The organism is Pseudomonas aylmerensis, assembly GCF_001702265.1.
In the GTDB taxonomy this organism is placed as follows: Bacteria; Pseudomonadota; Gammaproteobacteria; order Pseudomonadales; family Pseudomonadaceae; genus Aquipseudomonas; species Aquipseudomonas aylmerensis.
In genome coordinates this window covers 299,746-326,568 of sequence record NZ_MAUE01000010.1, presented here as the reverse complement: position 1 = coordinate 326,568, position 26,823 = coordinate 299,746, and the positions used below count along the sequence as shown (strand labels likewise).

General features: G+C 60.0%; 23 protein-coding genes. 19 read left to right on the top strand and 4 right to left on the bottom strand.

The window, feature by feature from the left end; genetic code table 11:
• The 5 genes from BBG20_RS07680 to BBG20_RS07660 are packed head-to-tail and all read left to right on the top strand — an operon-like array spanning position 1 to position 5,267.
• Positions 1 to 948: an ABC transporter permease gene (locus BBG20_RS07680; protein WP_065901852.1), complete on the top strand. Its 948-nt coding sequence runs from the start codon at positions 1 to 3 to the stop codon at positions 946 to 948.
• On the top strand, positions 945 to 1,802 hold the full coding sequence (locus BBG20_RS07675) for an ABC transporter permease (RefSeq protein ID WP_065901850.1): 858 nt from the start codon (positions 945 to 947) through the stop codon (positions 1,800 to 1,802). The genes BBG20_RS07680 and BBG20_RS07675 overlap by 4 nt, the downstream gene beginning before the upstream one ends.
• Positions 1,799 to 2,755: an ABC transporter ATP-binding protein gene (locus tag BBG20_RS07670; protein ID WP_065901848.1), complete on the top strand. Its 957-nt coding sequence runs from the start codon at positions 1,799 to 1,801 to the stop codon at positions 2,753 to 2,755. Before BBG20_RS07675 ends, BBG20_RS07670 begins: the two co-directional genes overlap by 4 nt.
• Positions 2,752 to 3,771: an ABC transporter ATP-binding protein gene (locus BBG20_RS07665; protein ID WP_065901846.1), complete on the top strand. Its 1,020-nt coding sequence runs from the start codon at positions 2,752 to 2,754 to the stop codon at positions 3,769 to 3,771. The genes BBG20_RS07670 and BBG20_RS07665 overlap by 4 nt, the downstream gene beginning before the upstream one ends.
• Complete coding sequence (locus BBG20_RS07660) at positions 3,753 to 5,267, top strand: ABC transporter substrate-binding protein (RefSeq protein ID WP_065901844.1); 1,515 nt, start codon at positions 3,753 to 3,755, stop codon at positions 5,265 to 5,267. Before BBG20_RS07665 ends, BBG20_RS07660 begins: the two co-directional genes overlap by 19 nt.
• A 140-nt stretch (positions 5,268 to 5,407) precedes the next feature.
• Here the strand turns inward: BBG20_RS07660 and BBG20_RS07655 are convergent, their stop codons facing one another.
• From BBG20_RS07655 to BBG20_RS07640, 4 genes are all read right to left on the bottom strand, one after another.
• Positions 5,408 to 6,148: a YciK family oxidoreductase gene (locus BBG20_RS07655; RefSeq protein ID WP_065901843.1), complete on the bottom strand. Its 741-nt coding sequence runs from the start codon at positions 6,146 to 6,148 to the stop codon at positions 5,408 to 5,410.
• A gap of 170 nt (positions 6,149 to 6,318) precedes the next feature.
• Positions 6,319 to 6,990: an N-acetylmuramic acid 6-phosphate phosphatase MupP gene (gene mupP, locus BBG20_RS07650; RefSeq protein ID WP_065901841.1), complete on the bottom strand. Its 672-nt coding sequence runs from the start codon at positions 6,988 to 6,990 to the stop codon at positions 6,319 to 6,321.
• 4 nt (positions 6,991 to 6,994) lie between these two features.
• A complete protein-coding gene (gene ubiG, locus BBG20_RS07645) occupies positions 6,995 to 7,693 on the bottom strand; it encodes a bifunctional 2-polyprenyl-6-hydroxyphenol methylase/3-demethylubiquinol 3-O-methyltransferase UbiG (RefSeq protein WP_003172645.1) in 699 nt (232 codons plus the stop codon).
• Positions 7,694 to 7,757: 64 nt separating this feature from the next.
• On the bottom strand, positions 7,758 to 9,089 hold the full coding sequence (locus tag BBG20_RS07640) for a TRZ/ATZ family hydrolase (protein ID WP_065901840.1): 1,332 nt from the start codon (positions 9,087 to 9,089) through the stop codon (positions 7,758 to 7,760).
• Between the two features lie 109 nt (positions 9,090 to 9,198).
• Here BBG20_RS07640 and mtnA point away from each other — a divergent pair, with 109 nt between their 5' ends.
• From mtnA to neuC, 14 genes are all read left to right on the top strand, one after another.
• Positions 9,199 to 10,269, top strand: a complete 1,071-nt coding sequence (gene mtnA / locus BBG20_RS07635) for an S-methyl-5-thioribose-1-phosphate isomerase (RefSeq protein ID WP_065901839.1) — start codon at positions 9,199 to 9,201, stop codon at positions 10,267 to 10,269.
• Between the two features lie 424 nt (positions 10,270 to 10,693).
• Complete coding sequence (gyrA, locus tag BBG20_RS07630) at positions 10,694 to 13,348, top strand: DNA gyrase subunit A (RefSeq protein WP_028619469.1); 2,655 nt, start codon at positions 10,694 to 10,696, stop codon at positions 13,346 to 13,348.
• A 243-nt stretch (positions 13,349 to 13,591) separates the two neighbouring features.
• Positions 13,592 to 14,677, top strand: coding sequence for a 3-phosphoserine/phosphohydroxythreonine transaminase (gene serC, locus BBG20_RS07625; protein WP_065901837.1), 1,086 nt, complete (start codon positions 13,592 to 13,594; stop codon positions 14,675 to 14,677).
• Positions 14,677 to 15,771, top strand: coding sequence for a prephenate dehydratase (gene pheA / locus BBG20_RS07620; RefSeq protein WP_034096534.1), 1,095 nt, complete (start codon positions 14,677 to 14,679; stop codon positions 15,769 to 15,771). Before serC ends, pheA begins: the two co-directional genes overlap by 1 nt.
• Positions 15,772 to 15,780: 9 nt before the next feature.
• Positions 15,781 to 16,893 carry a histidinol-phosphate transaminase gene (gene hisC / locus BBG20_RS07615; RefSeq protein WP_065901836.1) on the top strand — a complete coding sequence of 371 codons (1,113 nt, stop codon included), beginning with the start codon at positions 15,781 to 15,783 and terminating at the stop codon, positions 16,891 to 16,893.
• A gap of 28 nt (positions 16,894 to 16,921) precedes the next feature.
• Entirely contained in the window at positions 16,922 to 19,132 is a 2,211-nt protein-coding gene (locus tag BBG20_RS07610) for a bifunctional prephenate dehydrogenase/3-phosphoshikimate 1-carboxyvinyltransferase (RefSeq protein ID WP_065901834.1), read from the top strand.
• Positions 19,129 to 19,818, top strand: a complete 690-nt coding sequence (gene cmk / locus BBG20_RS07605) for a (d)CMP kinase (protein ID WP_003172653.1) — start codon at positions 19,129 to 19,131, stop codon at positions 19,816 to 19,818. The genes BBG20_RS07610 and cmk overlap by 4 nt, the downstream gene beginning before the upstream one ends.
• A gap of 119 nt (positions 19,819 to 19,937) precedes the next feature.
• Positions 19,938 to 21,629: a 30S ribosomal protein S1 gene (rpsA, locus tag BBG20_RS07600; protein ID WP_065901832.1), complete on the top strand. Its 1,692-nt coding sequence runs from the start codon at positions 19,938 to 19,940 to the stop codon at positions 21,627 to 21,629.
• Between the two features lie 160 nt (positions 21,630 to 21,789).
• On the top strand, positions 21,790 to 22,077 hold the full coding sequence (locus BBG20_RS07595; RefSeq protein ID WP_065901830.1) for a hypothetical protein: 288 nt from the start codon (positions 21,790 to 21,792) through the stop codon (positions 22,075 to 22,077).
• A 132-nt stretch (positions 22,078 to 22,209) separates the two neighbouring features.
• Entirely contained in the window at positions 22,210 to 22,506 is a 297-nt protein-coding gene (gene ihfB, locus BBG20_RS07590) for an integration host factor subunit beta (protein WP_065901828.1), read from the top strand.
• A 24-nt stretch (positions 22,507 to 22,530) separates the two neighbouring features.
• Positions 22,531 to 22,773 (top strand): lipopolysaccharide assembly protein LapA domain-containing protein, encoded by a 243-nt coding sequence (locus BBG20_RS07585; RefSeq protein ID WP_065901826.1) that lies wholly within the window; start codon positions 22,531 to 22,533, stop codon positions 22,771 to 22,773.
• 756 nt (positions 22,774 to 23,529) lie between these two features.
• Positions 23,530 to 24,510 (top strand): NAD-dependent 4,6-dehydratase LegB, encoded by a 981-nt coding sequence (locus BBG20_RS07580; protein WP_065901824.1) that lies wholly within the window; start codon positions 23,530 to 23,532, stop codon positions 24,508 to 24,510.
• 9 nt (positions 24,511 to 24,519) lie between these two features.
• Entirely contained in the window at positions 24,520 to 25,671 is a 1,152-nt protein-coding gene (locus tag BBG20_RS07575; protein WP_065901822.1) for a LegC family aminotransferase, read from the top strand.
• Complete coding sequence (gene neuC / locus BBG20_RS07570) at positions 25,668 to 26,822, top strand: UDP-N-acetylglucosamine 2-epimerase (RefSeq protein WP_065901816.1); 1,155 nt, start codon at positions 25,668 to 25,670, stop codon at positions 26,820 to 26,822. Before BBG20_RS07575 ends, neuC begins: the two co-directional genes overlap by 4 nt.
• The last annotated feature ends 1 nt before the right edge of the window (position 26,823 follow it).

The window sequence follows — 26,823 nt, the reverse complement described above, 5'->3', positions numbered from 1 at the left end:
ATGAACCTGGCGCGCTACCGTTTTGTGCTGTCCCGGCCGCTGCAATTGCTGCCGGTGCTGTTTGGCATCAGCCTGATTACCTTCGTGCTGGTGCGCTCGATTCCGGGCGACCCGGCGCGCGCCTTGCTGGGGTCGCGCAGCACACCCGATGCGTTGCTGAAGATCCGCGCCCAGTACGGCCTCGACCAGCCGCTGTGGCTGCAATATTTCTACTTCCTGAAAAACCTGCTCAAGGGCGACCTCGGCCAATCGCTGCTGTACAAGGTCGACGCCCTGAAACTGATCGTCACCCGCATCGAGCCGACCCTGGTACTGGTGCTCGGCAGTGTGGTGCTGGCGCTGCTGATTGCGCTGCCGCTGGCGAGCTGGGCCGCGCGTAACAAGGGCGGTTGGGTGGATAACCTGATCCGCGTGTTTACCACCGTAGGCCTGGGCATGCCGGCGTTCTGGCTGGGCTTGATGCTGATCCTGCTGCTCAGCGTGCAATGGGGCTTGTTCCCGGTGTCCGGCTACGGGCGGACCTGGCTGGACAAGGCCCACCACATGGTTTTGCCGTGCCTGACCATCGCCCTGGCACTGTCGGCGGTGCTGGTGCGCAACCTGCGGGCGAGCATGTTGATGGAGTTGCAGGCCGACCACGTCACCGCCGCCCGAGCGCGCGGGCTATCGGAAGCGGCGGTGTTTCGCCGCCATGTGTTGCCCAACTCCCTGGTGCCGGCGGTCAACCTGCTGGCGGTGAATATTGGTTGGCTGATCAGCGGTACGGTGGTGATCGAAAGCCTGTTCGCGATTCCCGGTATCGGCCAACTGCTGGTGCGCGGCATTTTCACCCGCGACTACATGGTGGTGCAGGGCGTGGCCATGGTGCTGGCGTGCGCGACGGTGCTGGTCAACTTTGTCGCGGACGTGGTGACGGTGGCCCTCGACCCTCGGGTAAAAATGCAATGAGCAGCCGCCCGTTGATTGCCCCGTGGCGCTTGCGTCTGCGTTTGGGTTTGCGCAATGGCCGGCTGACGGCCGCGTGGGGGCTGCTGGTGCTGCTGCTGTGGTTGGCCCTGGCGGTGTTTGCGCCGTGGATTGCGCCGTATGACCCGATTGCGCAGAACACCGATATCAGCTTGCTCAGCCCAAGCCTGGCCCATCCATTTGGCACGGACAACTATGGCAGGGATATCCTTTCGAGGGTGATCTGGGGCGCGCGTATCGACCTGCAACTGGCGATCATCGGCGTGATCTTCCCGTTCATGATCGGCACCTTTGTCGGTGCGGTGTCCGGTTACATCGGTGGGCGCTTCGACAGAGTGTGCATGCGCGTGATCGACGTGATTCTGGCGTTCCCGTTTCTGGTGTTGATGCTGGCAATCATGGCCATCCTGGGGCCCGGCCTGAAGAGTTTTTATATCGCCATGGCATTGGTGGGCTGGGTGTCGTACGCGCGGCTGATCCGCTCGCAGATCCTGGTGCTCAAGGAAAGCGACTTCGCCCTGGCCGCCAAGAGCCTGGGCTTTGGCCATGGGCGCATTCTGTTTCGGCACTTGCTGCCCAATGCGCTGTTTGGCTCGATCGTGTTTTCCATGTCCGATGCCGTGTTGGTGCTGCTCAACGGCGCCGCCGTGAGCTACCTCGGCCTGGGGGTGCAGCCACCGACGGCCGAGTGGGGGACGATGGTCGCCGAAGGCCAGGCGTTTATCACCACGGCCTGGTGGATCTGCACCTTTCCCGGCCTGGCCATCGTCACCCTGGCCATGGGCTTCAGCCTGCTGGCCGATGGGGTGGCGCAAGTGTTGGGGGATCGCGCATGAGCCTGTTGCAGGTGCGTGACTTGAGTGTGATCGCCAACAACGCCGGGCACGATGTGACCCTGGTGGACCGGGTGTCCTTCGACCTCGCCGAAGGTGAAGTCCTGGGCCTGGTGGGCGAGAGTGGGTCGGGCAAGACCATGGCCTGCCGTGGCCTGATGCGCCTGTTGCCGTCGCCCAGCCTGCGCGTGCAAGGCGGTACGGTGCATCTGGCTGGTCGTGATCTGCTGCAACTCGACGATGCCGGCATGCGCGCCGTGCGGGGTGGGCAACTGGGCATGATCTTCCAGAACCCCAGCAGCCACCTCGACCCCTTGATGCGCATCGGCGCGCAGATCGCCGAGGGCGTGCGCCTGCATCAAGGCGCATCGAAAAAAGACGCGCACCGCCAAGCCATCGAGGTGTTGCGCCAGGTCGGCATTCCCGATCCCCAGGCACGGGTCGACAACTATCCCCACGAATTTTCCGGCGGCATGCGCCAGCGCGCGATGATCGCCGTGGCCTTGGGTTGCAACCCGAGAGTGCTGATCGCCGATGAGCCGACCACTGCCCTGGATGTGACGGTACAGGCGCAAATCCTGCGGCTGTTGCTCGACCTGCGCGACCAGCGCGGCCTGTCGATCATCATGATCACCCATGACCTCGGCGTGGTGGCGCAGACCTGCGATTCCATCGCGGTGATGTACGCCGGGCGCCTGTGCGAGCACGGCAGCAAATACGCGCTGCTGGCGCATCCGCAACACCCGTACACCGCCGGCCTGATCGACTGCCAGCCGGCCCACAGCAGCGGGCATGCCTTGTTGCGCACCATTCCCGGCCAGCCGCCGTTGCTGGATGCGCTGCCGGCGGGCTGCCGGTTCAACCCGCGCTGCCCACAGGCCGGCGCCCTGTGTACCGAAGTGTTGCCCGAAGGTGCGCGGGTGGCTTGTCACTATCCGTTGGGAGCTGGCCCATGAGCCTGTTGCAGATCAAGGATCTGGAGGTGCGCTTTGCGGCGTCCGGCACGGGTGTGTTCGGCCTGAACAAGCAGTGGGTGAGGGCGGTGAACGGTGTCTCGCTGAACCTGGCGGCGGGCGAGACGCTGGGGCTGGTCGGCGAGTCCGGCAGCGGCAAGAGCACGCTGGGGCGGGCGATCCTGCACCTCAACCCGATCAGCGCCGGGCAGGTGTTGTTCGATGGCGTCGACATGGCCCACGGCAGTGCGATCGACATCGCCCGGTTGCGTCACGAAACCGCGATGATTTTCCAGGATCCGTATGCCGCGTTGAATCCGCGCCACACCATCGGCGAGACCATCGCCGAGGTCTTGCGGGTACAGCGCAAGGTCACGCCGGCGCGGATTCCCGACCGCGTCGCCGAGTTGCTCGAACTGGTCGGCCTGCGCCCCGAGCTGGCCGGCCGTAAACCCGCCTCCCTCAGCGGTGGCCAGTGTCAGCGCGTGGGGATCGCCCGGGCGCTGGCGGTGGAGCCGCGCCTGATCATCGCCGATGAATGCGTGGCGGCGCTGGACGTGTCTATCCAGGGCCAGATCATCAATCTGTTGCTGGAACTGCAACAGCGCATGAACCTGGCGATCCTGTTTATCGCCCACGACCTGGCCATCGTGCGCCGCCTGTGCGACCGCGTGGCGGTGATGTACCTGGGCAAGATTGTCGAGGAAGGCCCGGTGGAAGCGGTGTTTACCACGCCGCGTCATCCCTACACGGCGGCCTTGATCCAGGCGATTCCGGAGATCGACCCGTATCGGCCGTTGCCTGCCGAGCCGTTGCCCGGCGAACCACCGAGCCCGCTGAATTTGCCTGCGGGCTGCGCCTTTCACCCGCGTTGTCGGTATGCCCGGGCCATGTGTTCCGTGGTGTTGCCGCCGACTCATTTCCTGCACGAGCATCGGTACAGTTGCGTGCTTGAAGAACCGTTGACCCTTCCTGCCCATCATGAACAAGGAGTTATGACATGCAATCGCGCCACTTGAAGTTGCTCGCCGCCGCCACGCTGACGGCGTGGTCGCTGACCGCCGGTTTTGCTCAGGCCGCCGGCGTCCTGACCATCGGCTGCCGTGAAGACAGCACCACGTTTGACCCGATCAAAAGCGCGCAGAACCGCGACACCTGGGTGTTCGCCAACGTTTACGACACCCTGGTGCGCGTGGATAACCTGGGCACCAAGATGGAGCCTGGGCTGGCAGAAAGCTGGGACATCTCCAAGGACGGCCTGACCTACACCTTCAAGCTGCGCGATGCGAAATTCTCCGATGGCTCGCCGATCACCGCCGACGACGCCGCGTTCAGCCTGCTGCGCATCCGCGACAACAAAGCCTCGCTGTGGGCAGACCCCTTCAACCTGATCAATACGGCCAAGGCGGCTGACGCGAAAACCCTGGTGGTCACGCTGAAGACCCCGGCGGTGGCGTTTCTCTCGCAACTGGCGTCGCCGACGGTGTCGATCCTGTCGGAAAAGGCCATGACCAAAATGGGCGAGGACGCCTACTCGGAGAATCCAGTGACCTCCGGTGCGTTCACCGTCGACGAGTGGCGCAAGGGTGACCGGGTGATTCTGAAAAAGAACCCGAACTTCTGGCAGGCCGGGAAGGTGAGCCTGGACGGCGTCGAATGGGTGTCGGTGACCGACGACAACACGCGCATGCGCATGGTGCAGAACAACGAACTGGACACAGCGATCTTCGTGCCGTTCTCGCGGGTGGAAGAGCTGAAGAAAGACCAGAACGTGGTGATCCACGCCGACCCGTCCACCCGTGAAGATCACCTGCTGATCAACCACGAGCACGGCCTGCTGGCCAAGCCGCAAGTGCGTCAGGCGTTGGACATGGCGATCGACAAGCAATCGCTGGTCAAGACCGCCACGTACGGTCAAGGCAGCGTGGCTTATTCCTACATCCCGAAAGGCTCGCTGTACCACTACGCCAACAACCTGCAGCGCCCGTATGACCCGACCGCCGCCAGGAAACTGCTGGACGAGGCGGGGGCCAAGGACTTGAAACTCAACTACGTGGTCAACGCCGGCAACGAAGCCGACGAGCAGATTGCGGTGATCATCAAGGATCAACTGGCCAAGGTCGGCGTCACCGCCAACCTGCAGAAGGTCGACCCGACCCAAAGCTGGCAGATGCTGGTGGACGGTGACTACGATATTTCGGTGATGTACTGGACCAACGACATTCTCGACCCGGACCAGAAGACCACCTTTGTGCTGGGTCACGACACCAACCAGAACTACATGACCCGCTACAAGAACGACCAGGTCAAGGCACTGGTGGCGGCAGCGCGGATCGAGGCCGATCCGGCCAAGCGTGAGCAGATGTATATCGACCTGCAGAAACTGGCGAAACAGGATGTGAACTGGATCGACCTGTACTACAGCCCTTACATCAACATCTCACGCAAGAATGTGAGCAACTTCCTGCAAAATCCGCTGGGTCGCTTCACCCTTGAGGAAGTGGTGAAAAACTAAGTTCCAGAGAGCACTGCAATGCAAATGTGGGAGCGGGCTTGCTCGCGAAGGCGGAGTGTCAGTCAACAGAAATACCGACTGATCCACCGCTTTCGCGAGCAAGCCCGCTCCCACATTAGGTTCTGCTGTGTTCCCGATATTTATTGCGCGTCAAACGCCTGCCCGTTGATCCCGGCACTGTCCGGCCCCATCAGGTACAGGTACACCGGCATGATCTCTTCCGGCGCCGGCCGCTCCATCGGGTTTTCACCCGGATACGCCTGGGCGCGCATGCTGGTGCGTGTGCCGCCGGGGTTGATGCTGTTGGAGCGTACCGCCGCCACATCCTCGAGTTCGTCGGCCAGGGTTTGCATCAAACCTTCCGTGGCAAACTTCGACACCCCATAAGCCCCCCAATACGCCCGGCCCTTGCGCCCGACGCTGCTGGAGGTGAACACCACCGACGCATCCTGGGACAGCTTGAGCAGCGGCAGCAAGGTGCTGGTCAGCATGAACATCGCGTTGACGTTCACGTGCATCACGCGCATGAAGTTTTCACCGGACAACTGCTCGATCGGCGTGCGTGGGCCGATGATCGAGGCGTTGTGCAACAACCCGTCGAGGTGGCCGAAGGCCTTTTCGATCATCGCCGCCAGCTCATCGTATTGATGCGGCAGGGCTGTCTCCAGGTTGAACGGGATCACCACCGGCTGCGGGTGGCCTGCGGCTTCGATCTCGTCGTAGACCTGGGCCAGGTTGGCTTCGGTCTTGCCCAGCAGCAGCACCGTGGCGCCATGGGCCGCGTAGGTTTTCGCCGCCGCCGCACCAATCCCGCGACCGGCACCGGTCACCAGGATGACGCGGTCTTTGAGCAGTTCTGGACGTGCGGAGTAATCAAACATAAATAGCCTCGACAAAATTCAACAGATTGCTAACACCACGCTTGAGAGTAGTGAAGATCCCCTGTGGGAGCGGGCGTGCTGGCGAAGGCGGTGGGTCAGTTGACACGTTCATTGACTGCCACGCTGCCTTCGCGAGCAAGCCCGCTCCCACATTTAGATCTTCATTGGCCTCAGCAGCTGCACAGCGCGTTATCCAGCACCTTGCGCAGCTCCAGCGGGTGATCCACCACCACATCGGCGCCCCAGTGACGCGGGTTGTCATCCGGGTGGATGTAGCCGTAGGTCACCGCCGCCGTGCGCGTGCCGGCGTCGCGGCCGGACTCGATGTCGCGCAGGTCATCGCCCACGAACAGCACGCTGGCCGGGTCCAGGTCGAGCATCTTGCAGGCCAGGATCAGCGGCTCCGGGTCCGGCTTGCTGTTCTTCACATGGTCCGGGCAGATCAACAGCGCCGAACGCTCGGCCAGGCCCAGTTGCTGCATGATCGGCTCGGCAAAGCGCACCGGCTTGTTGGTGACCACGCCCCAGATCAGCTTGGCTTTCTCGATGTCCTGCAGCAGTTCTTCCATGCCATCGAACAGCTTGCTGTGGATCGCGCAGCCCTTGAGGTAGCGCTCCAGGAACTCCTGGCGCAACGCTTCAAAACCTGGCGATTCGGGGTCCATGGAAAAGGTCACGGCGACCATGGCGCGGGCGCCACCGGAGATTTCATCGCGGATGTGCTGGTCGTTGATCGGCGCCAGGCCGCGATCGGCACGCATCGCCTGGCAGATGGCGATAAAGTCCGGCGCGGTGTCCAGCAGGGTACCGTCCATATCGAAGAGAACCGCTCGCAACTTCACAGGCTTACTCCTCGCGCAGGGTCTGGATCATGTAGTTGACGTCAACGTCGCTGGCCAGCTTGTAGTGCTTGGTCAACGGGTTGTAGGTCAGGCCGATGATGTCCTTGACGGTCAGCCCGGCCTGGCGGCTCCAGGCACCCAGCTCGGAAGGACGGATGAATTTCTTGAAGTCGTGGGTGCCGCGCGGCAGCAGCTTCATGATGTATTCGGCGCCGATGATCGCGAACAGGTAGGCCTTGGGGTTGCGGTTGATGGTGGAGAAGAACACCTGGCCGCCCGGCTTGACCATGCGGAAGCAGGCGCGGATCACCGAGGACGGGTCTGGCACGTGCTCGAGCATTTCCAGGCAGGTGACCACGTCGAACTGCTCGGGCATTTCCTCGGCCAGGGCTTCGGCGGTGATCTGGCGGTATTCCACGCTCACGCCGGATTCCAGCTGGTGCAACTGGGCCACGGCGAGCGGCGCTTCGCCCATGTCGATCCCCATCACGGTGGCGCCGCGCTGGGCCATGGCTTCGCTGAGGATGCCGCCGCCGCAACCGACGTCCAGCACCTTCTTGCCGGCCAGGTTGACGCGTTCGTCAATCCAGTTGACCCGCAGCGGGTTGATGTCGTGCAGGGGCTTGAACTCGCTCTCGCGGTCCCACCAGCGGTGGGCGAGGGCTTCGAATTTGGCGATTTCGGCGTGGTCGACGTTGCTCATGGTGAATCCTCTAAACCTGATAAATCGTGTGGTCGGTGCCCGGCGCGTACGCCCGGCACCGGCATTATTCGTGGTGTCCGCTGATGCGTTGGCCCCAGGCAATGGCCGTGACGGTCAACTGTTGTTCATCCATGCGGGTCAATTGCCGGTCGTCGAGCAACTGCTTGCCGGCGACCCAAAGGTGTTTCACGCAATCGCGTCCGGTGGCATATATAAGCTGTGAGACCGGATCGTAGATCGGTTGTTGCGCCAGCCCGGAAAGATCGAAGGCCACCATGTCCGCGGCCTTGCCGACTTCCAGCGAGCCGATTTCGTTCTCCAGGCCCATGGCGCGCGCGCCATTGAGCGTCGCCATGCGCAGTGCGCGGTGGGCATCCAGGGCGGTGGCCGAGCCGGCGACAGCCTTGGCCAGCATCGCCGCTGTGCGGGTTTCGCCCAGCAGGTCCAGGTCATTGTTGCTGGCGGCGCCGTCGGTGCCGATGGCCACATTGACCCCAGCCTGCCACAGGCGCTCCACCGGGCAGAAGCCACTGGCCAGTTTCAGGTTCGACTCCGGGCAATGGATGATGCTGGTGTTGCTTTCTACCAGCAAAGCCAGGTCATCCTCGCTGATTTGGGTCATATGAACGGCCTGGAAGCGCGGGCCGAGCAGCCCGAGGCGGCCCAGGCGTGCCAGCGGCCGTTCGCCGGTCTGCTCGACGGCCTGTTGGACCTCGAAGGCGGTTTCGTGCACATGCATATGGATCGCGGCGTCCAGCTCCTCGGCGATCACGCGGATCTTTTCCAGGTTGGCATCGCACACGGTATAGGGCGCGTGGGGACCGAAGGTGATCTTGATGCGCGGGTGGTGCTTGAGGTCGCCGAACAGCTCGATGCCCTGGCGGATCGCCTCATCGGCGCTGCTGGCGCCGGGAATCGGGAAGTCGAGGATCGGAATCGCGATCTGCGCGCGCATGCCGCTGTTGTGCACGCAATCGCTGGCGACCTTGGGGTAGAAATACATGTCGGAGAAGCACGTGATGCCGCCCTTGAGTTGCTCGGCGATGGCCAGGTCGGTGCCGTCCCGCACAAAGGCCTCATCGACCCATTTGGCTTCGGCGGGCCAGATGTGCTTTTCCAGCCACATCATCAGCGGCAGGTCATCGGCCAGGCCGCGAAACAGGCTCATCGCCGCGTGCCCGTGGGCGTTGATCAGGCCCGGGCTGAGCAGCATGCCCGGCAACTCGCGGACCTCGGTAGCCGCCAGTTTCAGCGCGGCGGCCCGTGGGCCGATAAAGGCAATGCGCCCATCGCGGATCCCCAGGGCATGCTCCTTGAGCACCACGCCGGCAGGTTCGACAGGCACCAGCCAGGTCGGCAGGAGTAATAAGTCGAGCGGGGCGGCAGTGGCGGTCATCGCAGGCTTCTTCCGGGGCAGCTATAAAAGAAGGGCGAAGTATACCCGAGCGTCCAGGCTGGCGGATCGCTATAATCGGCGGCTTTTGTTGATGAGTACGGGGTGAGGGATGCGCGATCGACTGTTGGCAGCGGAGAAAGTGAAGGCCATCGATTGGCGTGATGGCGCACTGCACCTGCTCGATCAGCGTGTTTTGCCCTCCCGCGAAAGCTGGGTGGTGTGTTCGACGGTCGAAGACGTCGCCGCTGCCATCCGCTCGATGACCGTGCGTGGTGCGCCGGCCATCGGCATCAGCGCAGCCTACGGCCTGGTGCTCGCCGCCCGTCGACGCATTGCCGAAGGCGGTGACTGGCAAGCGGCATGGGAAGAGGACTACGCGTTGCTGGCCGATTCGCGTCCGACGGGGGCGAACCTGTTCTGGGCCCTCAAGCGCATGCGTGACCGCCTCGACCGTCTCAAGAAGCACGCCGACCCGGCGGCGGTGCTGGAAGCCGAAGCCATCGCGATCCATGAAAGCGACCGTGAAGCCAACCTGAGCATGGCGCAGTTGGGCCTTGAGCGGATTCGCAAGCACCAGGGCAATGCCCAGGCGATCCTCACCCATGGCAATGCTGGCGCCTTGGCCACCGGGGGTGTCGGCACGGCCCTCGGGGTGATCCGCGCTGCCTTCCTGGAGGGGTTGGTCGAGCATGTCTACGTCAACGAAACGCGCCCCTGGCTGCAGGGCTCGCGGCTGACGGCCTGGGAGCTGGCGGGCGAGGGGATTGCGACCACCGTCAATGCAGACTCGGCCGGCGCGCATATCCTCAAGACCAAAGGGGTGACCTGGGTGGTCGTCGGCGCCGACTGCATCGCGGCCAATGGTGATGTGATCGGCACGATCGGCACTTATCAGTTGGCGGTGTGTGCCATGCACCATGGCGTGCGCTTCATGGTGGTGGCGCCGAGTTCGACGCTGGACCTGATGATGGCCACTGGCGAGGACGTCGCCCTGGAAGAGCGCGACGCGGGCGAGTTGCTGGAAGTCGCCGGGCAGCGTTTGGACGCGGCGGCTTTCAACCCCGTGTTCGACGTGACTCCCGCCGACCTGATTGATGTGATCGTGACTGAAAAAGGCATCGTCGAGCGGCCGGATACCGCCAAGCTGGCCAAGTTGATGTGCCGTAAACGATTGCATTGAGGGTGTTGCGGTCTGGGAGATTGCTATCGCTGGCGAGCCAGCTCCTGCAGTGGCGGTGCGCACTGTGCAAAATTGTAGGAACTGGCTAGCCGGCGAGCCCCCTAAAATGTCAACAAAACCATTGGATCCATACGCAAAAAATAGCACCAAGGCATCTCTGAGCCCCTCTCGTCGCCCTCAAGCCTGTCATCCGTCAACTTACTATGCTCCATGCGCATCAGGGGGATAGGTGCGTGGCGGCGATTGTGATAACATCCGGCGGTTTCCAGGGCTGCCCCGAGGGGTGGCCTATAACGTGCAGATCCGTGTCATAACTCGTTGATTTGTCGTAAGTCGTTGTCAGGCACTGTGCCGGCAGCGGCGAGCTTCGTTCGTCCCATATGGATGTGACGAAGTTTCACCCGAAAAAGGAATCAGGCTTCTCATGGGCGAACTGGCCAAAGAAATCCTCCCGGTCAATATCGAAGACGAGCTGAAACAGTCCTACCTCGACTACGCGATGAGCGTAATTGTCGGTCGGGCACTGCCTGATGCGCGCGATGGCTTGAAGCCCGTGCACCGGCGTGTGCTGTTCGCGATGAGCGAGCTGGGTAACGACTGGAACAAGCCGTACAAGAAATCTGCCCGTGTTGTCGGTGACGTGATCGGTAAGTATCACCCTCACGGCGACACTGCGGTGTACGACACCATCGTTCGGATGGCCCAGCCGTTTTCCCTGCGCTACCTGCTGGTAGACGGCCAGGGCAACTTCGGTTCGGTCGACGGCGACAACGCCGCGGCCATGCGATACACCGAAGTGCGCATGACCAAGCTGGCGCACGAGCTGCTGGCCGACCTGCATAAAGAAACCGTGGACTGGGTGCCGAACTACGACGGCACCGAAATGATCCCGGCCGTCATGCCGACCAAGATTCCAAACCTGCTGGTCAACGGCTCCAGCGGTATCGCCGTGGGCATGGCCACCAACATCCCGCCACACAACCTCGGTGAAGTCATCGACGGTTGCCTGGCCCTTATCGACAATCCTGAGCTGACTGTCGATGAGCTGATGCAATACATCCCCGGTCCGGACTTCCCGACCGCTGCGATCATCAACGGTCGCGCCGGTATCATCGAAGCCTACCGCACCGGTCGCGGGCGCATTTACATGCGCGCCCGCTCGATCATCGAAGACATCGACAAGGTCGGTGGTCGCCAGCAGATCGTCATCACCGAACTGCCGTACCAGCTGAACAAGGCGCGGCTGATCGAGAAGATCGCCGAGCTGGTCAAAGAGAAGAAGCTCGAAGGCATCACCGAGCTGCGCGACGAGTCCGACAAAGACGGTATGCGCGTGGTGATCGAGCTGCGTCGTGGCGAAGTGCCTGAGGTGATCCTCAACAACCTCTACGCCCAGACCCAGCTGCAAAGCGTGTTTGGTATCAACGTGGTAGCACTGATCGACGGCCGCCCGCGCATCCTGAACCTCAAGGATCTGCTCGAAGCCTTCGTTCGTCACCGCCGCGAAGTGGTCACCCGCCGTACCGTGTTCGAACTGCGCAAGGCCCGCGAGCGCGGCCACATCCTGGAAGGCCAGGCAGTTGCGCTGTCGAACATCGACCCGGTGATCGCCCTGATCAAGGCCTCGCCAACCCCGTCGGAAGCCAAGGAAGCGCTGATCAGCACCCCTTGGGAATCCAGCGCCGTGGTGGCCATGGTTGAACGCGCCGGCGCCGACTCGTGCCGTCCGGAGACCCTGGACCCGCAATACGGTCTGCGCGAAGGCAAGTACTTCCTGTCGCCGGAACAGGCCCAGGCCATCCTGGAGCTGCGCCTGCACCGCCTGACCGGCCTGGAGCACGAGAAGCTGCTGGCCGAGTACCAGGAGATCCTCAACCAGATCGGTGAGTTGATCCGCATCCTCAGCAGCGCCGTGCGCCTGATGGAAGTGATCCGCGAAGAACTGGAAGTGATCCGCGCCGAATATGGCGACGTGCGCCGCACCGAAATTCTCGATGCGCGTCTCGACCTGACCCTGGGTGACATGATCCCGGAAGAAGAGCGCGTCGTGACCATTTCCCACGGTGGTTATGCCAAGACCCAGCCCCTGGCTGCGTACCAGGCCCAGCGTCGTGGTGGTAAAGGTAAATCGGCTACCGGCGTGAAGGATGAGGACTACATCGCTCACCTGCTGGTCGCCAACAGCCACACCACGCTGCTGCTGTTCTCCAGCAAGGGCAAGGTGTACTGGCTCAAGACCTACGAGATCCCGGAAGCCTCGCGTGCCGCCCGTGGTCGTCCGTTGGTCAACCTGCTGCCGCTGGACAGTGATGAGTACATCACCACCATGCTGCCGGTCGAGGAATACACCGAAGGTCACTTCATCTTCATGGCGACCGCCAAAGGCACCGTGAAGAAGACCCCGCTGGAATCCTTCAGCCGTCAACGCAGCGTGGGCCTGATCGCGCTGGAGCTGGACGAAGGCGACGTACTGATCTCCGCCGCCATTACCGATGGCGAGCGTGAAGTCATGCTGTTCTCCGACGGCGGCAAGGTCACGCGCTTCAAGGAATCCGACGTCCGCGCCATGGGCCGTACCGCCCGCGGTGTGCGTGGCATGCGCCTGCCGGAAGGGCAGAAGCTGATTTCGATGCTGATCCCGGAAGAAGGCAGCCAGATCCTCACGGCTTCCGAGCGTGGTTATGGCAAGCGCACCGCCATCAGCGAGTTCCCGGAGTACAAACGTGGCGGCCAGGGCGTGATCGCCATGGTCAGCAACGATCGCAACGGCCGTCTGGTCGGCGCGGTCCAGGTGCTCGACGGCGAGGAGATCATGCTGATTTCCGACCAGGGCACACTGGTGCGTACCCGTGTGGCTGAAGTGTCGAGCCTGGGCCGTAACACCCAGGGCGTGACGCTGATCAAGCTGGCCAAAGACGAAAAACTGGTGGGCCTGGAGCGTGTGCAGGAGCCATCGGAAGTCGAAGGCGAAGAGCTGGAAGGTGAGGAATTCGACGGCGAGGTGATCGCAGCAGGCGATGACAACGTCGACGAGCCAACCCTCGACGCTGCCGCAGACGAAGAAGAACCGCAGGAATAAGCGGACACACAGGGGGCGGATGAAGATTCGCCCCCTTGTTGTTTGTCCCTTGTGAAATAACACGTCCTTTGGCTGGACGCGCTCAATGTGGGAGCTGGCTTGCCCGCGATGGCAGCGCCACGGTATCACTGCGCTACCGAGGTGCCCTTATCGCAGGCAAGCCAGCTCCCGCATGGGTTCGCTCCAGAGAAAGGTTGTTGCCGAACATGATTGCAGCCCCACCAGATCAGAGTGAGATTGGATGTGAGCAAGAGAGCCTATAACTTCTGTGCCGGTCCCGCGGCGCTTCCTGAAGCAGTCCTGCAGCGTGCGCAGGGTGAACTCCTCGACTGGCATGGAAAAGGCCTCTCCGTGATGGAAATGAGCCATCGCAGCGATGAGTTCGTGTCCATTGCCACCAAGGCCGAGCAGGATCTGCGCGACTTGCTGGACATCCCATCCAACTACAAAGTGTTGTTCCTGCAGGGCGGCGCTAGCCAGCAGTTCGCCCAGCTGCCCCTGAACCTGTTGCCGGAAGACGGCACCGCCGACTACATCGACACCGGTATCTGGGGCCAGAAGGCCATTGAAGAGGCTTCGCGCTACGGTCACGTCAACGTTGCCGGTACCGCCAAGCCCTACGACTACTTCGCCATTCCCGGCCAGAACGAGTGGAAGCTGTCGAAGGACGCGGCCTACGTGCACTACGTAGCGAACGAAACCATCGGCGGCCTGGAATTCGACTGGGTACCGGAAGTAGGCGACGTCCCGCTGGTGTGCGACATGTCCTCGGACATCCTCTCGCGCCCGATCGATGTGTCCAGGTACGGCATGATCTACGCCGGCGCGCAGAAGAACATCGGCCCGAGCGGCATCCTGGTCAACATCATCCGCGAAGACCTGCTGGGGCGTGCCCGTTCGCTGTGCCCGACCATGCTCAACTACAAGGTCGCGGCCGATAACGGCTCGATGTACAACACCCCGCCGGCGTTCGCCTGGTACCTGTCCGGCCTGGTCTTCGAGTGGCTCAAGGAGCAGGGCGGCGTGGCTGCCATGGGCAAGCTGAACGAAGAGAAGAAGCGCACCCTGTACGACTTCATCGACGCCAGCGGCCTGTACAGCAACCCGATCAACCTGACCGACCGCTCGTGGATGAACGTGCCGTTCCGCCTGGCCGATGACCGCCTGGACAAGCCGTTCCTGGCCGGTGCCGACGCGCGCGGCCTGCTGAACCTCAAGGGCCACCGTTCGGTCGGTGGCATGCGCGCCTCCATCTACAACGCTGTCGACATCCACGCCATCAACGCGTTGGTGGCCTACATGGCAGAGTTCGAAAAGGAACACGGCTAATGTCTGAGCAAGAACTCAAGGCCCTGCGCGTGCGCATTGACAGCCTGGACGAGAAAGTCCTGGAGCTGATCAGTGAGCGCGCGCGGTGCGCCCAGGAAGTGGCACGGGTAAAGATGGCCTCCCTGGCCGAAGGCGAAGTGCCAGTGTTCTACCGGCCCGAGCGTGAAGCCCAGGTGCTCAAGCGCGTGATGGAGCGCAACAAGGGCCCATTGGGCAATGAAGAGATGGCGCGGTTGTTCCGTGAAATCATGTCTTCCTGCCTGGCGCTGGAGCAGCCACTGAAAGTGGCTTACCTCGGGCCTGAAGGCACCTTCACCCAGGCGGCGGCCATGAAGCACTTCGGCCACGCGGTGATCAGCAAGCCAATGGCGGCGATCGACGAAGTGTTTCGTGAAGTGGCGGCTGGTGCCGTGAACTTTGGCGTGGTGCCGGTGGAAAACTCCACCGAAGGCGCGGTCAACCACACGCTGGACAGCTTCCTCGAGCACGACATGGTGATCTGTGGCGAAGTCGAGCTGCGCATCCACCACCACCTGCTGGTGGGCGAGAACACCAAGACCGATAGCATCAGCCGTATCTACTCCCACGCCCAGTCGCTGGCCCAGTGCCGCAAGTGGCTGGACGCGCATTATCCGAATGTCGAACGCGTGGCGGTGTCCAGCAATGCCGAGGCGGCCAAGCGGGTCAAGGGTGAGTGGAATTCGGCGGCCATTGCCGGTGACATGGCTGCAGGCCTGTATGGCCTGACGCGCCTGGCCGAGAAAATCGAGGATCGCCCGGACAACTCCACGCGGTTCCTGATGATCGGCAACCAGGAAGTGCCGCCGACCGGCGACGACAAGACGTCGATCATCGTCTCCATGAGCAACAAGCCCGGCGCGCTGCATGAGCTGCTGGTGCCGTTCCACGACAACGGGATTGACCTGACGCGTATCGAGACTCGTCCTTCGCGCAGCGGTAAATGGACTTACGTGTTCTTTATCGACTTCGTCGGCCATCACCGCGACCCGCTGGTCAAGGGTGTGCTCGAGAAAATCAGTCAGGAAGCCGTGGCACTCAAAGTGCTGGGCTCTTACCCGAAAGCGGTTTTGTGAGGCTTTAACATGAGTGGCAACTTCCTCGCCCTGGCTCAGCCGGGCGTGCAACAACTGTCGCCTTACGTTCCAGGCAAGCCTGTGGACGAGCTGGCGCGTGAGTTGAACCTGGATCCTTCGAAGATCGTCAAGTTGGCCAGTAACGAAAACCCGCTGGGCCCAAGCCCCAAGGTGTTGGCGGCCATTCGTGAGGAGCTGGCCGAGCTGACCCGTTACCCCGATGGCAACGGCTTTGCGCTCAAGTCCCTGCTGGCGCAAAAGTGCCGGGTCGAGCTGAGCCAGGTGACCTTGGGCAACGGTTCCAACGACATTCTCGAGCTGGTCGGCCGTGCCTACCTGGCGCCGGGCCTCAACGCGGTGTTCAGCGAACACGCGTTTGCGGTCTATCCGATCGTGACCCAGGCGGTCGGCGCTGATGCGCGCATCATTCCTGCGAAGGAGTGGGGCCACGACCTGCCGGCCATGCTGGCAGCCATCGACGCCCAGACCCGTGTGGTGTTCATCGCCAACCCGAACAACCCGACTGGCACCTGGTTGGACGCGCAGGCGCTGAACGACTTCCTGCAGGATGTGCCGGAGCACGTGCTGGTGGTGCTGGACGAGGCCTACATCGAGTACGCCGAAGGCAGCGACCTGCCGGACGGCCTCGACTTCCTGGCGGCCTACCCGAACCTGCTGGTCTCGCGCACCTTTTCCAAGGCCTATGGCCTGGCGTCGTTGCGGGTGGGCTACGGCCTCTCCACGGCGGTCGTCGCGGACGTGCTGAACCGCGTGCGCCAACCGTTCAACGTCAACAGCCTCGCGCTGGCGGCGGCCTGTGCGGCCGTGCAGGATGCCGAATACCTGGAAGAGGGCCGGCGCATCAACGAAAGCGGCATGCTGCAGTTGCAGGCAGGCTTTCGCGAACTGGGCCTGGGCTGGATTCCGTCCAAGGGCAACTTCATCTGTGTCGACCTCGGCCAAGTGGCTGCTCCGGTATTCCAGGGCCTGTTGCGCGAAGGTGTGATTGTGCGTCCGGTGGCTAACTACGGTATGCCGAACCACCTGCGTATCACCATTGGCTTGCCGGCAGAAAACAGCCGCTTCCTGGAGGCGTTGGCCAAGGTTCTGGCTCGTGGTTGATGTCACTGCATTGCAACCTGTTGTGCCTATGATCGGTCGCCTGGTGGTGGTCGGTCTGGGGTTGATCGGTGGCTCCTTCGCCAAAGGCCTGCGTGAGAGCGGGTTGTGTGGCGAAGTGGTCGGTGTGGACCTGGACCCGCAATCGCGCAAGCTGGCGGTCGAGTTGGGCGTGGTGGATCGCTGCGAAGCGGACCTGGCACTCGCATGCCAGGGCGCTGACGTGATCCAGTTGGCGGTGCCGATCCTGGCCATGGAGAAATTGCTGGCGGTATTGGCGGGCATGGACCTGGGGCAGGCGATCCTGACGGACGTCGGCAGCGCCAAGGGCAATGTGGTGCGCGCTGCGCAACAGGCGTTTGGCGGCATGCCCGCGCGCTTCGTGCCGGGCCATCCGATTGCCGGTTCCGAGCAGAGCGGGGTTGAAGCATCGAATGCGCAGCTGTTCCGGCGCCATAAGGTGATCCTGACGCCGCTCGAGCAGACCGATCCTGCGGCGTTGGCCGTGGTTGACCGGCTGTGGCGTGAGCTGGGCGCTGACGTGGAGCATATGCAGGTCGAGCGCCACGACGAAGTGCTGGCGGCGACCAGTCATTTGCCGCATCTGCTGGCATTTGGCCTGGTGGACTCGCTGGCCAAGCGCAATGAAAACCTCGAGATTTTCCGTTACGCCGCCGGTGGCTTTCGCGATTTCACGCGGATTGCCGGCAGCGACCCCGTGATGTGGCACGACATCTTCCTCGCTAACCGCGAAGCGGTGTTGCGCACCCTGGACACCTTTCGCAGCGACCTCGATGCCCTGCGCGACGCGGTTGATGCCGGGGATGGCCATCAGTTGTTGGGCGTGTTCACCCGTGCGCGGGTGGCGCGTGAGCATTTCAGCAAGATCCTGGCGCGCCGGGCCTATATGGAAACTGCCGTGAACGCCGATGACCTGACCTTCCTCGCCAGCCCGGGCGGCCGCTTGAGCGGACGTATCCGGGTGCCGGGTGACAAGTCGATCTCGCATCGCTCGATCATGCTCGGCTCGTTGGCCGAGGGTGTGACAGAGGTTGAAGGTTTCCTCGAAGGTGAAGACGCCCTGGCGACGTTGCAGGCTTTTCGCGACATGGGGGTCGTCATCGAAGGTCCGCACCATGGGCGCGTGACCATTCATGGCGTGGGCTTGCATGGCTTGAAATCCGCGCCGGGGCCGATCTACCTGGGTAACTCCGGCACATCCATGCGGCTGCTTTCGGGGTTGTTGGCGGCGCAAAGCTTCGACAGCGTGTTGACCGGCGATGCGTCCCTGTCCAAGCGTCCGATGAGCCGCGTGGCCAAACCGCTGCGGGAAATGGGCGCGGTGATCGAGACCGGTCCGGAAGGGCGTCCGCCGTTGACCATCCGCGGCGGCCAGGTGCTGAAAGGCCTGGCCTATTCGATGCCGATGGCCAGTGCGCAGGTCAAATCCTGCCTGTTACTGGCCGGGTTGTACGCCGAGGGCGAGACTTCGGTGGCCGAGCCCGCGCCGACCCGTGACCATACCGAGCGCATGTTGCGCGGTTTTGGCTACCCCGTGGCGGTGAGTGGCGCGACCGCGTCGGTGCAATCGGGTCATGCACTGACCGCTACCCATATAGAAGTGCCGGGGGATATTTCCTCGTCGGCGTTTTTCCTGGTGGCGGCGTCGATTGCCGAGGGTTCCGAGTTGTTGCTGGAGCATGTCGGCGTCAACCCGACGCGGACCGGGGTGATCGATATCCTGCGGCTCATGGGCGCAGATATCACCTTGGAAAACCCGCGTGAAGTAGGCGGCGAGCCTGTCGCGGACTTGCGTGTGCGTGCTGCGGCCCTGAACGGTATCGAGATCCCCGAGGCTTTGGTGCCGTTGGCGATCGATGAGTTTCCGGTGCTGTTTGTCGCCGCGGCCTGTGCCAAGGGCCGCACCGTGTTGCGCGGGGCGCAGGAGCTGCGCGTGAAAGAATCCGACCGTATCCAGGTCATGGCCGACGGTCTGTTGGCGTTGGGCGTGAAGTGTGAACCGACTCCCGATGGGATTATCATTGACGGTGGCCTGATGGGCGGTGGCGAAGTGCACGCCCAGGGTGATCACCGGATTGCCATGGCGTTCAGTGTGGCTTCCCTGCGGGCGACGGCACCTATTCGTATCCGTGACTGCGCCAATGTTGCTACGTCTTTTCCGAACTTTCTTACACTGTGTGCCCACGTCGGCATCCGTGTTGCCCAAGAGGCTCAATTGTGAATATCAAAGCACCGGTGATTACCATCGACGGGCCAAGTGGCTCGGGCAAAGGCACGATCGCCGGCATCCTGGCCAAGCGCCTGGGCTGGTGTCTGCTCGATTCCGGCGCGCTGTACCGCCTGCTGGCGTTTGCCGCACGCAACCATGGCGTCGACCTGACCAACGAAGAATCGCTGAAGCTGCTGGCGGCGCATCTTGATGTGCAGTTTGTCGGGGCGACGGAAGGTCATCCCCAGCGCATCATCCTTGAAGGCGATGATGTGACCGATGACCTGCGCAATGAACAAGTCGGTTCCTGGGCCTCCCAGGTTGCCGCGCTGCCGGCCGTGCGCGATGCCTTGCTGCAGCGTCAGCGCGCGTTTCAGGAGCCGCCGGGCCTGGTCGCCGATGGTCGCGACATGGGCACGGTAGTGTTTCCGGAGGCGCCGCTGAAGATTTTCCTGACCGCCAGTGCCGAGGAGCGGGCGCGCCGCCGCTACTTGCAGTTGAAGGGCAAAGTCGATGGTGTTAGTCTGTCGAGTCTGCTAGATGAGATCCGTGCACGCGATGAGCGTGATACCCAGCGCGCAGTAGCCCCGCTAAAGCCGGCGGCTGATGCCATACAGCTGGATTCCACGGAGTTGTCCATCGAGCAGGTGCTGGAACGCATCTTGAGCGAAATCGCCATTCGCGATATCGCCGGGTGACCAAGAAGGCCGCAGGGGACCAGTCATAGTCTTGGGGCGCTTCTTCTAATTGAAACTAACCCACACCGTCTGGGGTGTGGAGATGGGCGTATTCTTCGCCCTTATCAACAGGAATTAAAATGAGCGAAAGCTTTGCGGAACTCTTTGAAGAAAGCCTAAAAACCCTGAACCTTCAGGCAGGCTCCATCATCACCGGTGTTATCGTTGATATCGATTACCAAGCTCGCTGGGTAACCGTTCACGCTGGTCTGAAGTCTGAAGCTCTGATCCCGCTGGAACAGTTCTACAACGATGCTGGCGACCTGACTATCAATGTCGGTGACGAAGTTCACGTTGCTCTGGACTCGGTTGAAGACGGTTTCGGTGAAACCAAGCTGTCCCGTGAAAAAGCCAAGCGCGCTGAATGCTGGATTGTTCTCGAAGCAGCCTTCGCAGCTGAAGAAGTGGTCAAGGGCGTTATCAACGGTAAGGTTAAAGGCGGCTTCACTGTCGACGTTAACGGCATCCGTGCGTTCCTGCCAGGTTCTTTGGTCGACGTTCGTCCAGTGCGCGACACCACGCACCTGGAAGGCAAAGAACTCGAATTCAAGGTCATCAAACTCGACCAGAAACGCAACAACGTTGTCGTTTCCCGTCGCAGCGTCCTGGAAGCAGAAAACTCCGCCGAGCGTGAAGCTCTGCTGGAATCCCTGCAGGAAGGCCAACAAGTCAAAGGTATCGTCAAGAACCTCACCGATTACGGCGCATTCGTCGATCTGGGTGGCGTCGATGGCCTGCTGCACATTACCGACATGGCTTGGAAGCGTATCAAGCATCCTTCCGAAATCGTCAACGTTGGCGACGAGATCGATGTCAAGGTTCTGAAATACGATCGCGAGCGCAACCGTGTTTCCCTGGGCCTGAAGCAGCTGGGTGAAGATCCATGGGTTGCTATCAAAGCCCGTTACCCAGAAAGCACTCGCGTGACCGCGCGTGTTACCAACCTGACCGACTACGGCTGCTTCGCAGAGCTGGAAGAAGGTGTGGAAGGCCTGGTACACGTTTCCGAAATGGACTGGACCAACAAGAACATCCACCCTTCGAAAGTCGTACAAGTCGGCGACGAAGTGGAAGTTATGGTTCTGGACATCGACGAAGAGCGTCGTCGTATCTCCCTGGGCATCAAGCAGTGCAAATCTAACCCATGGGAAGATTTCTCTGGCCAGTTCAACAAGGGCGATAAAATCTCCGGCACCATCAAGTCGATCACCGATTTCGGTATCTTCATTGGTCTGGACGGCGGCATCGACGGCCTGGTTCACCTGTCCGACATCTCCTGGAACGAAGTGGGCGAAGAAGCTGTTCGTCGTTTCAAGAAGGGCGACGAGCTGGACACCGTTATCCTGTCGGTTGACCCAGAGCGCGAGCGCATCTCCCTGGGTATCAAGCAGCTGGAAAGCGATCCGTTCTCCGAGTACGTTCAAGAGAACGACAAAGGCGCAATCGTTAAGGGCACTGTGAAAGAAGTTGACGCTAAAGGCGCCATCATCACTCTGGCCGACGATATCGAAGCGACTCTGAAAGCCTCCGAAATCAGCCGTGACCGCGTTGAAGACGCGCGCAACGTTCTGAAAGAAGGCCAGGAAGTAGAAGCCAAGATCATCAGCGTTGACCGCAAGAGCCGCGTAATCCAACTCTCCATCAAGTCGAAAGACGAGATCGAAGAGAAAGAAGCCATCCAGAGCCTGCGCGACAAGCCAGCCTCGTCGGATGCTCCAGTTGACACCACGCTTGGTGCTCTGCTGCGTGCGCAAATGGAAAAACAGAACTAAGTTCTGTCAGACCATAGAAAAAGGGCGACTTCGGTCGCCCTTTTTTGTGCCTGAAATTCGTTGAATCAACATCGAGAGCCAAGACGCACAGCTCACTGTCAGAACTGACTATAGTCTTCATGAAAGCTGTTCCAGCGTCGTTGTGTTGATAAGGATTTAAATGAACAGGCTTATCGTGCTATTTGCAGTGCTAGTAGTGCTTGCAGGTTGCTCCAGTACCAGCGCCAAGACCCACGCCAAGCGTGGAGTCAGCGGCATCGAGATCGATTGCTCGGGCTTGGGCAACAAATGGGAGAAGTGCGAGAAGCGCGCCGCCCGCGAGTGCAAGATGCAGGGTTACAAGGTGATCACCCGCTCCAGCGATGCCAAGGATGAAGAGGGCGATTACCTGTTCGGCTGGAACCCTGCTGGCGCCGTAACCCGTACCATGCTGGTGATCTGCAATTGATGGCGTCGCGCCGGCCAGACAGGCTTCCATCTATCCCGGAGATAAGTTGCTGTGCGGGCTGTTCAAATTCATCAAGTCATGCTAAAACCTTCGAAGCGCTTTTCCTAGCTGCTTGAAAAAGAAGGGAAAAATATGACGAAGTCGGAGTTGATCGAACGAATTGTCACCCATCAAGGGCTGCTCTCATCCAAGGATGTCGAGCTGGCCATCAAGACCATGCTCGAGCAAATGTCCCAGTGCCTGGCTACCGGGGATCGGATTGAGATCCGTGGGTTTGGCAGCTTCTCCCTGCACTACCGCGCACCGCGCGTAGGGCGGAACCCCAAGACTGGGCAGTCGGTGAGTCTGGATGGGAAATTTGTGCCTCATTTCAAGCCGGGGAAGGAGTTGCGGGATCGGGTGAATGAGGATGAGGATGAAGGTGTTTGAGTCGTTTTAAATCAGGAGAGGGATATGTATCACGCTAGGCGAGCTTTGCTTGCTCTAATTCTGCTTATCGTAGCGCTGGGCGTTTTGGTATTTGTACTGGAGAATCAGCAAGTGCTCGCCCTTTCCTTTCTGGGTTGGGCCACTCCGCAAATACCGGTCTCTATCTTTATCGCGCTTTCTCTGTTAGTGGGTCTCCTTTTAGGGCCTCTTCTTGGCTTTATTTTTCGGCGTAAGGCAAGTCGTCTGTCGGTCTCCTCGGGTCGCTAGCTAAGCCGCTTATCACTCAAGTAGCCATGCGCTTGTAGGCCTCCTCATGATGCTGACTGCCCTGGTGGTGTGCGAGCGTCATGGTTCGCGTCTTTGTGCTATATCAGTGTAATCAAGTCATTTCCGTTAGCGGTTGAGGGTGTTGTGCTCTCGCGGTAAGATTTTTATTGTTAAGATTAATGAAATCGCTAAGTGGTGTGCGCTGACGGGTGGGCGTCGGCGTGCAGTCTTTGTCTGCATCTTTAGTCGGAACGAAAGATCAAGTGATATCGTTAGCAGGGTTAGTTCGGCAGCTGTTGATTGTGGTCCTTTTTAGACGGGCTTGTGTTTGAATTATCGAATTTATTTATTTGTTTTTTTTGGTTGGACATGGATCGATATTTCGAGTCGCCGCCTTGGAGGCTCGGCCCGGGATTTTAATATGCTGGGCGGCATTGAAATCTAAATCTATCGCCGATGAATACTGGTATGCATAGTTGTGTTTCGGTGAGTTATTTTTTTTGGGTTTCGGCTGGCTTTCACGTGGGTCAGGGTAGGAGTGGCTTCCAGGTCGGGGTTGCGCCCCATGCGGCCGGCGCTGGCCAGCCTCGCGACTGGTTTTATGAGGTCAAAGTCTGTAAATTGTCAGTAGAAGAATTCCATGCATTCATCGATTAAATGGGCGGTGAGTGCAGGCTGATGGGGGCTTTAGCATATTTTTGCTCGCGTCACATAGCGAAGTCACGTCGTAGTTAGGTTTACAGTCAAGGTGAAATGATGAAAACAGTTTTAGTGACCGGAGCGGATGGATTTATTGGATCGCACCTGACTGAGCTATTGGTTCGGGAAGGGTACAAGGTAAAGGCGCTATCTCAATATAATTCCTTTAATTACTGGGGCTGGCTTGAGGATGTAAGTTGCCTGAAAGATATTGAGGTTTTGAATGGTGACGTGCGCGATCCGCATTATTGCAAACACATCACTAAAGGTGTCGATGCTGTTTTTCACTTGGCGGCGTTGATTGCTATTCCTTATTCCTATGTGGCGCCCGACAGCTATGTGGATACTAACGTCAAAGGTACGCTGAATATTTGCCAGGCTGCAATTGACAATGGTGTGCAACGGGTGATCCACACGTCCACCAGCGAAGTCTACGGTACTGCGCAATACGTGCCTATTGATGAGAAACACCCGCTTCAGCCGCAATCACCTTACAGCGCCTCTAAGATGGGCGCCGATGCAATGGCCATGAGCTTTTTCAACGCATTTGATTTGCCTCTGACCATCGCACGTCCCTTCAACACTTATGGGCCTCGTCAGTCTGCACGTGCTGTGATTCCCACAATCATCACTCAGATTGCCAGTGGCAAGAAGCAGATCAAGCTGGGTGATGTTTCACCCACTCGCGACTTCAACTATGTAGCTGATACCTGCCGCGGCTTTCTAGAACTCCTGCGCTGCGACAAGGCTGTAGGTGAGATCGTCAATATCGGCTCAAACTTTGAAATCACTGTGGGTGACACGCTGAACCTCATCCGCGAGTTGATGAGCAGTGATGTCGAGTTCTTGATGGATGACCAGCGTCTGCGCCCTGAGAAATCCGAGGTGTTCCGGTTGTGGTGTGATAACACCAAGATTCAGGGTCTAACGGGGTTCCAGCCACAGTACTCGATCCGACAAGGGCTGCAGGAAACAATTGATTGGTTTACTCGGCCTGAGAACCTGGCTAAATACAAAGCCGATCTCTACAACGTCTGAGGCGCCATCATGCTTGACGCTCTGGTGAAATTTGTACGCGAGCAATACCGTACCAACGAGTTCATTCCTTTGCATGCGCCAATATTTGGCGGGAACGAAAAAAGCTACGTCCTCGAAACCATAGATTCAACGTTTGTTTCCAGCGTTGGGGCTTTCGTTGATCGATTCGAGCGAGACATGGAAACCTACACCGGCAGTCCCCGGGCGGTTGCGACCGTCAATGGCACGGCCGCATTGCATGTCGCACTGATGTTGGCGGGTGTTAAGGCCGGTGATCTGGTGCTCACACAGCCACTTACCTTTGTGGCGACTTGCAATGCCATTGCTTACTGCGGTGCGGAGCCAGTATTCATTGACGTAGACAAGCACACGCTGGGGCTTTCGCCGGTAGCGATGGAGTGCTGGTTGCAGGAGTTTGCTTACCTGGATAGCGATGGCGCTTGCCGGGTTAAAGAAAGCGACAAAATTATCCGTGCCTGCCTGCCCATGCATACTTTTGGTCATCCGGTCGAACTCGACCTGTTGATTGAAGTTTGCACCCGCTGGGGGCTGGTGATAGTCGAGGATGCTGCCGAGTCGCTGGGGAGTCTCTATAAAGGGCGGCACACCGGTACATTTGGTGCTGTTGGCACTCTGAGCTTCAACGGAAACAAGACCATCACAACAGGTGGTGGGGGCATGATCCTGGCGGGAGAGGCTTTGGGTGCCCGGGCAAAGCACTTGACCACGACTGCGAAAAAAGCTCACCCCTATGAGTACGTTCATGATGAGGTGGGCTACAACTATCGCTTGCCTAATCTTAACGCCGCTTTGGGATGTGCCCAGCTTGAACAGCTGGACTCGTTTATTAGCGCAAAGCGTCTTCTTGCAGCGCGTTACCAGTCATTCCTGGAGGGCGGACCCTTCCAGTTTGTTGTTGAACCTCAAGGGTGTCGTTCCAACTATTGGCTTAACGCGATCATCTGTGAGGACCTTGGACAGCGTGATGAATTGTTGGCTTTCAGCAATCAGGCTGGTGTCATGACGCGACCTATCTGGAAGTTGATGAGCCATTTGCCCGCTTACTCTTCAAGCCTGCGGGGCGAATTGACTAATGCATTATGGCTCGAGCAACGTGTTGTCAATCTGCCGAGTAGTGTGGTGCCGGAGTTGCAGGTTTGAAGCGTAACGTTGCAGTGTTCACAGGCACGCGTGCCGAATATGGATTGCTCTATTGGCTGATGAAAGATATTCACGCCAGCCAGAGCATGGCGCTGCAAGTGATTGTAAGTGGCATGCACCTCTCGCCTGAGTTTGGTGAAACGTGGAGGGGCATAGAAGCCGACGGGTTCACCATTGACGCAAAAGTTGAAATGCTTTTGTCTTCCGATAGCGATGTTGGTGTTGTCAAGTCGATGGGGCTCGGTACGCTGGGCTTCGCTGATGCTTTGGACCGGTTGCGACCCGGGATCTTGATAGTGCTGGGAGATCGGTTTGAGGCACTCGCCATCGTACAAGCGGCATTGATCATGAAGATTCCGGTTGCGCACCTGCATGGTGGCGAGATTACCGAGGGGGCCTACGATGACGCCATCCGACACGCTATTACCAAAATGGCGTTCTTTCATTTCGTAGCCGCCGAACCCTATCGCCAACGCGTTATTCAGATGGGCGAATCACCTGAACGAGTATTTAATGTGGGTGCGATGGGGCTTGACCATTTGCTGCGTAGCCCACGTATGACTCGGGACGAACTAGCACAAAGCCTGGACTTTGCGTTGGATGGGCCGTTCCTGTTGGTGACTTACCATCCGGTGACCGCACTCGAGGAAGATCCTGTCCGAAGTTTCAATGCGCTATTGTCGGCGCTTGATCAGTTTCCTGAACATAAAGTCATTCTTACCTACCCTAATGCCGATAATGGCGGTCGCGCGATAATTCCCCTGCTGGAGGAGTATGCGCAGCGTAGCCCCGAACGAGTAATACCCATACCTTCGCTCGGATTTCGGCGTTATCTGAGTGTGGTAGCGCTGGCGGATGCGGTCGTAGGCAACTCCTCCAGTGGCATTATTGAGGTGCCGGCGTTTGGCGTGCCGACAGTTAACATAGGTGCACGACAGACCGGTCGTTTATCCTCGGCATCGGTTGTCCACTGTGCTCCGGATGCTGAATCCATCGGAAATGCAATACGCCTTGCACTGACTGACTCGTTCGCTGAAACCTGTAAGAAGGCGGTAAACCCCTACGGTGCTGGCAATGCTGTGCGTGGCATTATGGACGTCCTCGAGCGTTTCCACGGGGAATATCACAAGTCATTTCACGATTTGAGCTAAA

Coding starts and splice junctions, on each gene's coding strand:
- BBG20_RS07680 (WP_065901852.1), top strand. CDS start 1: ATGAACCTGGCGCGCTACCGTTTTGTGCTGTCCCGGCCGCTGCAATTG.
- BBG20_RS07675 (WP_065901850.1), top strand. CDS start 945: ATGAGCAGCCGCCCGTTGATTGCCCCGTGGCGCTTGCGTCTGCGTTTG.
- BBG20_RS07670 (WP_065901848.1), top strand. CDS start 1,799: ATGAGCCTGTTGCAGGTGCGTGACTTGAGTGTGATCGCCAACAACGCC.
- BBG20_RS07665 (WP_065901846.1), top strand. CDS start 2,752: ATGAGCCTGTTGCAGATCAAGGATCTGGAGGTGCGCTTTGCGGCGTCC.
- BBG20_RS07660 (WP_065901844.1), top strand. CDS start 3,753: ATGCAATCGCGCCACTTGAAGTTGCTCGCCGCCGCCACGCTGACGGCG.
- BBG20_RS07655 (WP_065901843.1), bottom strand. CDS start 6,148: ATGTTTGATTACTCCGCACGTCCAGAACTGCTCAAAGACCGCGTCATC.
- ubiG (WP_003172645.1), bottom strand. CDS start 7,693: ATGAGCAACGTCGACCACGCCGAAATCGCCAAATTCGAAGCCCTCGCC.
- BBG20_RS07640 (WP_065901840.1), bottom strand. CDS start 9,089: ATGACCGCCACTGCCGCCCCGCTCGACTTATTACTCCTGCCGACCTGG.
- mtnA (WP_065901839.1), top strand. CDS start 9,199: ATGCGCGATCGACTGTTGGCAGCGGAGAAAGTGAAGGCCATCGATTGG.
- gyrA (WP_028619469.1), top strand. CDS start 10,694: ATGGGCGAACTGGCCAAAGAAATCCTCCCGGTCAATATCGAAGACGAG.
- pheA (WP_034096534.1), top strand. CDS start 14,677: ATGTCTGAGCAAGAACTCAAGGCCCTGCGCGTGCGCATTGACAGCCTG.
- hisC (WP_065901836.1), top strand. CDS start 15,781: ATGAGTGGCAACTTCCTCGCCCTGGCTCAGCCGGGCGTGCAACAACTG.
- BBG20_RS07610 (WP_065901834.1), top strand. CDS start 16,922: ATGATCGGTCGCCTGGTGGTGGTCGGTCTGGGGTTGATCGGTGGCTCC.
- rpsA (WP_065901832.1), top strand. CDS start 19,938: ATGAGCGAAAGCTTTGCGGAACTCTTTGAAGAAAGCCTAAAAACCCTG.
- BBG20_RS07595 (WP_065901830.1), top strand. CDS start 21,790: ATGAACAGGCTTATCGTGCTATTTGCAGTGCTAGTAGTGCTTGCAGGT.
- ihfB (WP_065901828.1), top strand. CDS start 22,210: ATGACGAAGTCGGAGTTGATCGAACGAATTGTCACCCATCAAGGGCTG.
- BBG20_RS07585 (WP_065901826.1), top strand. CDS start 22,531: ATGTATCACGCTAGGCGAGCTTTGCTTGCTCTAATTCTGCTTATCGTA.
- BBG20_RS07580 (WP_065901824.1), top strand. CDS start 23,530: ATGAAAACAGTTTTAGTGACCGGAGCGGATGGATTTATTGGATCGCAC.
- BBG20_RS07575 (WP_065901822.1), top strand. CDS start 24,520: ATGCTTGACGCTCTGGTGAAATTTGTACGCGAGCAATACCGTACCAAC.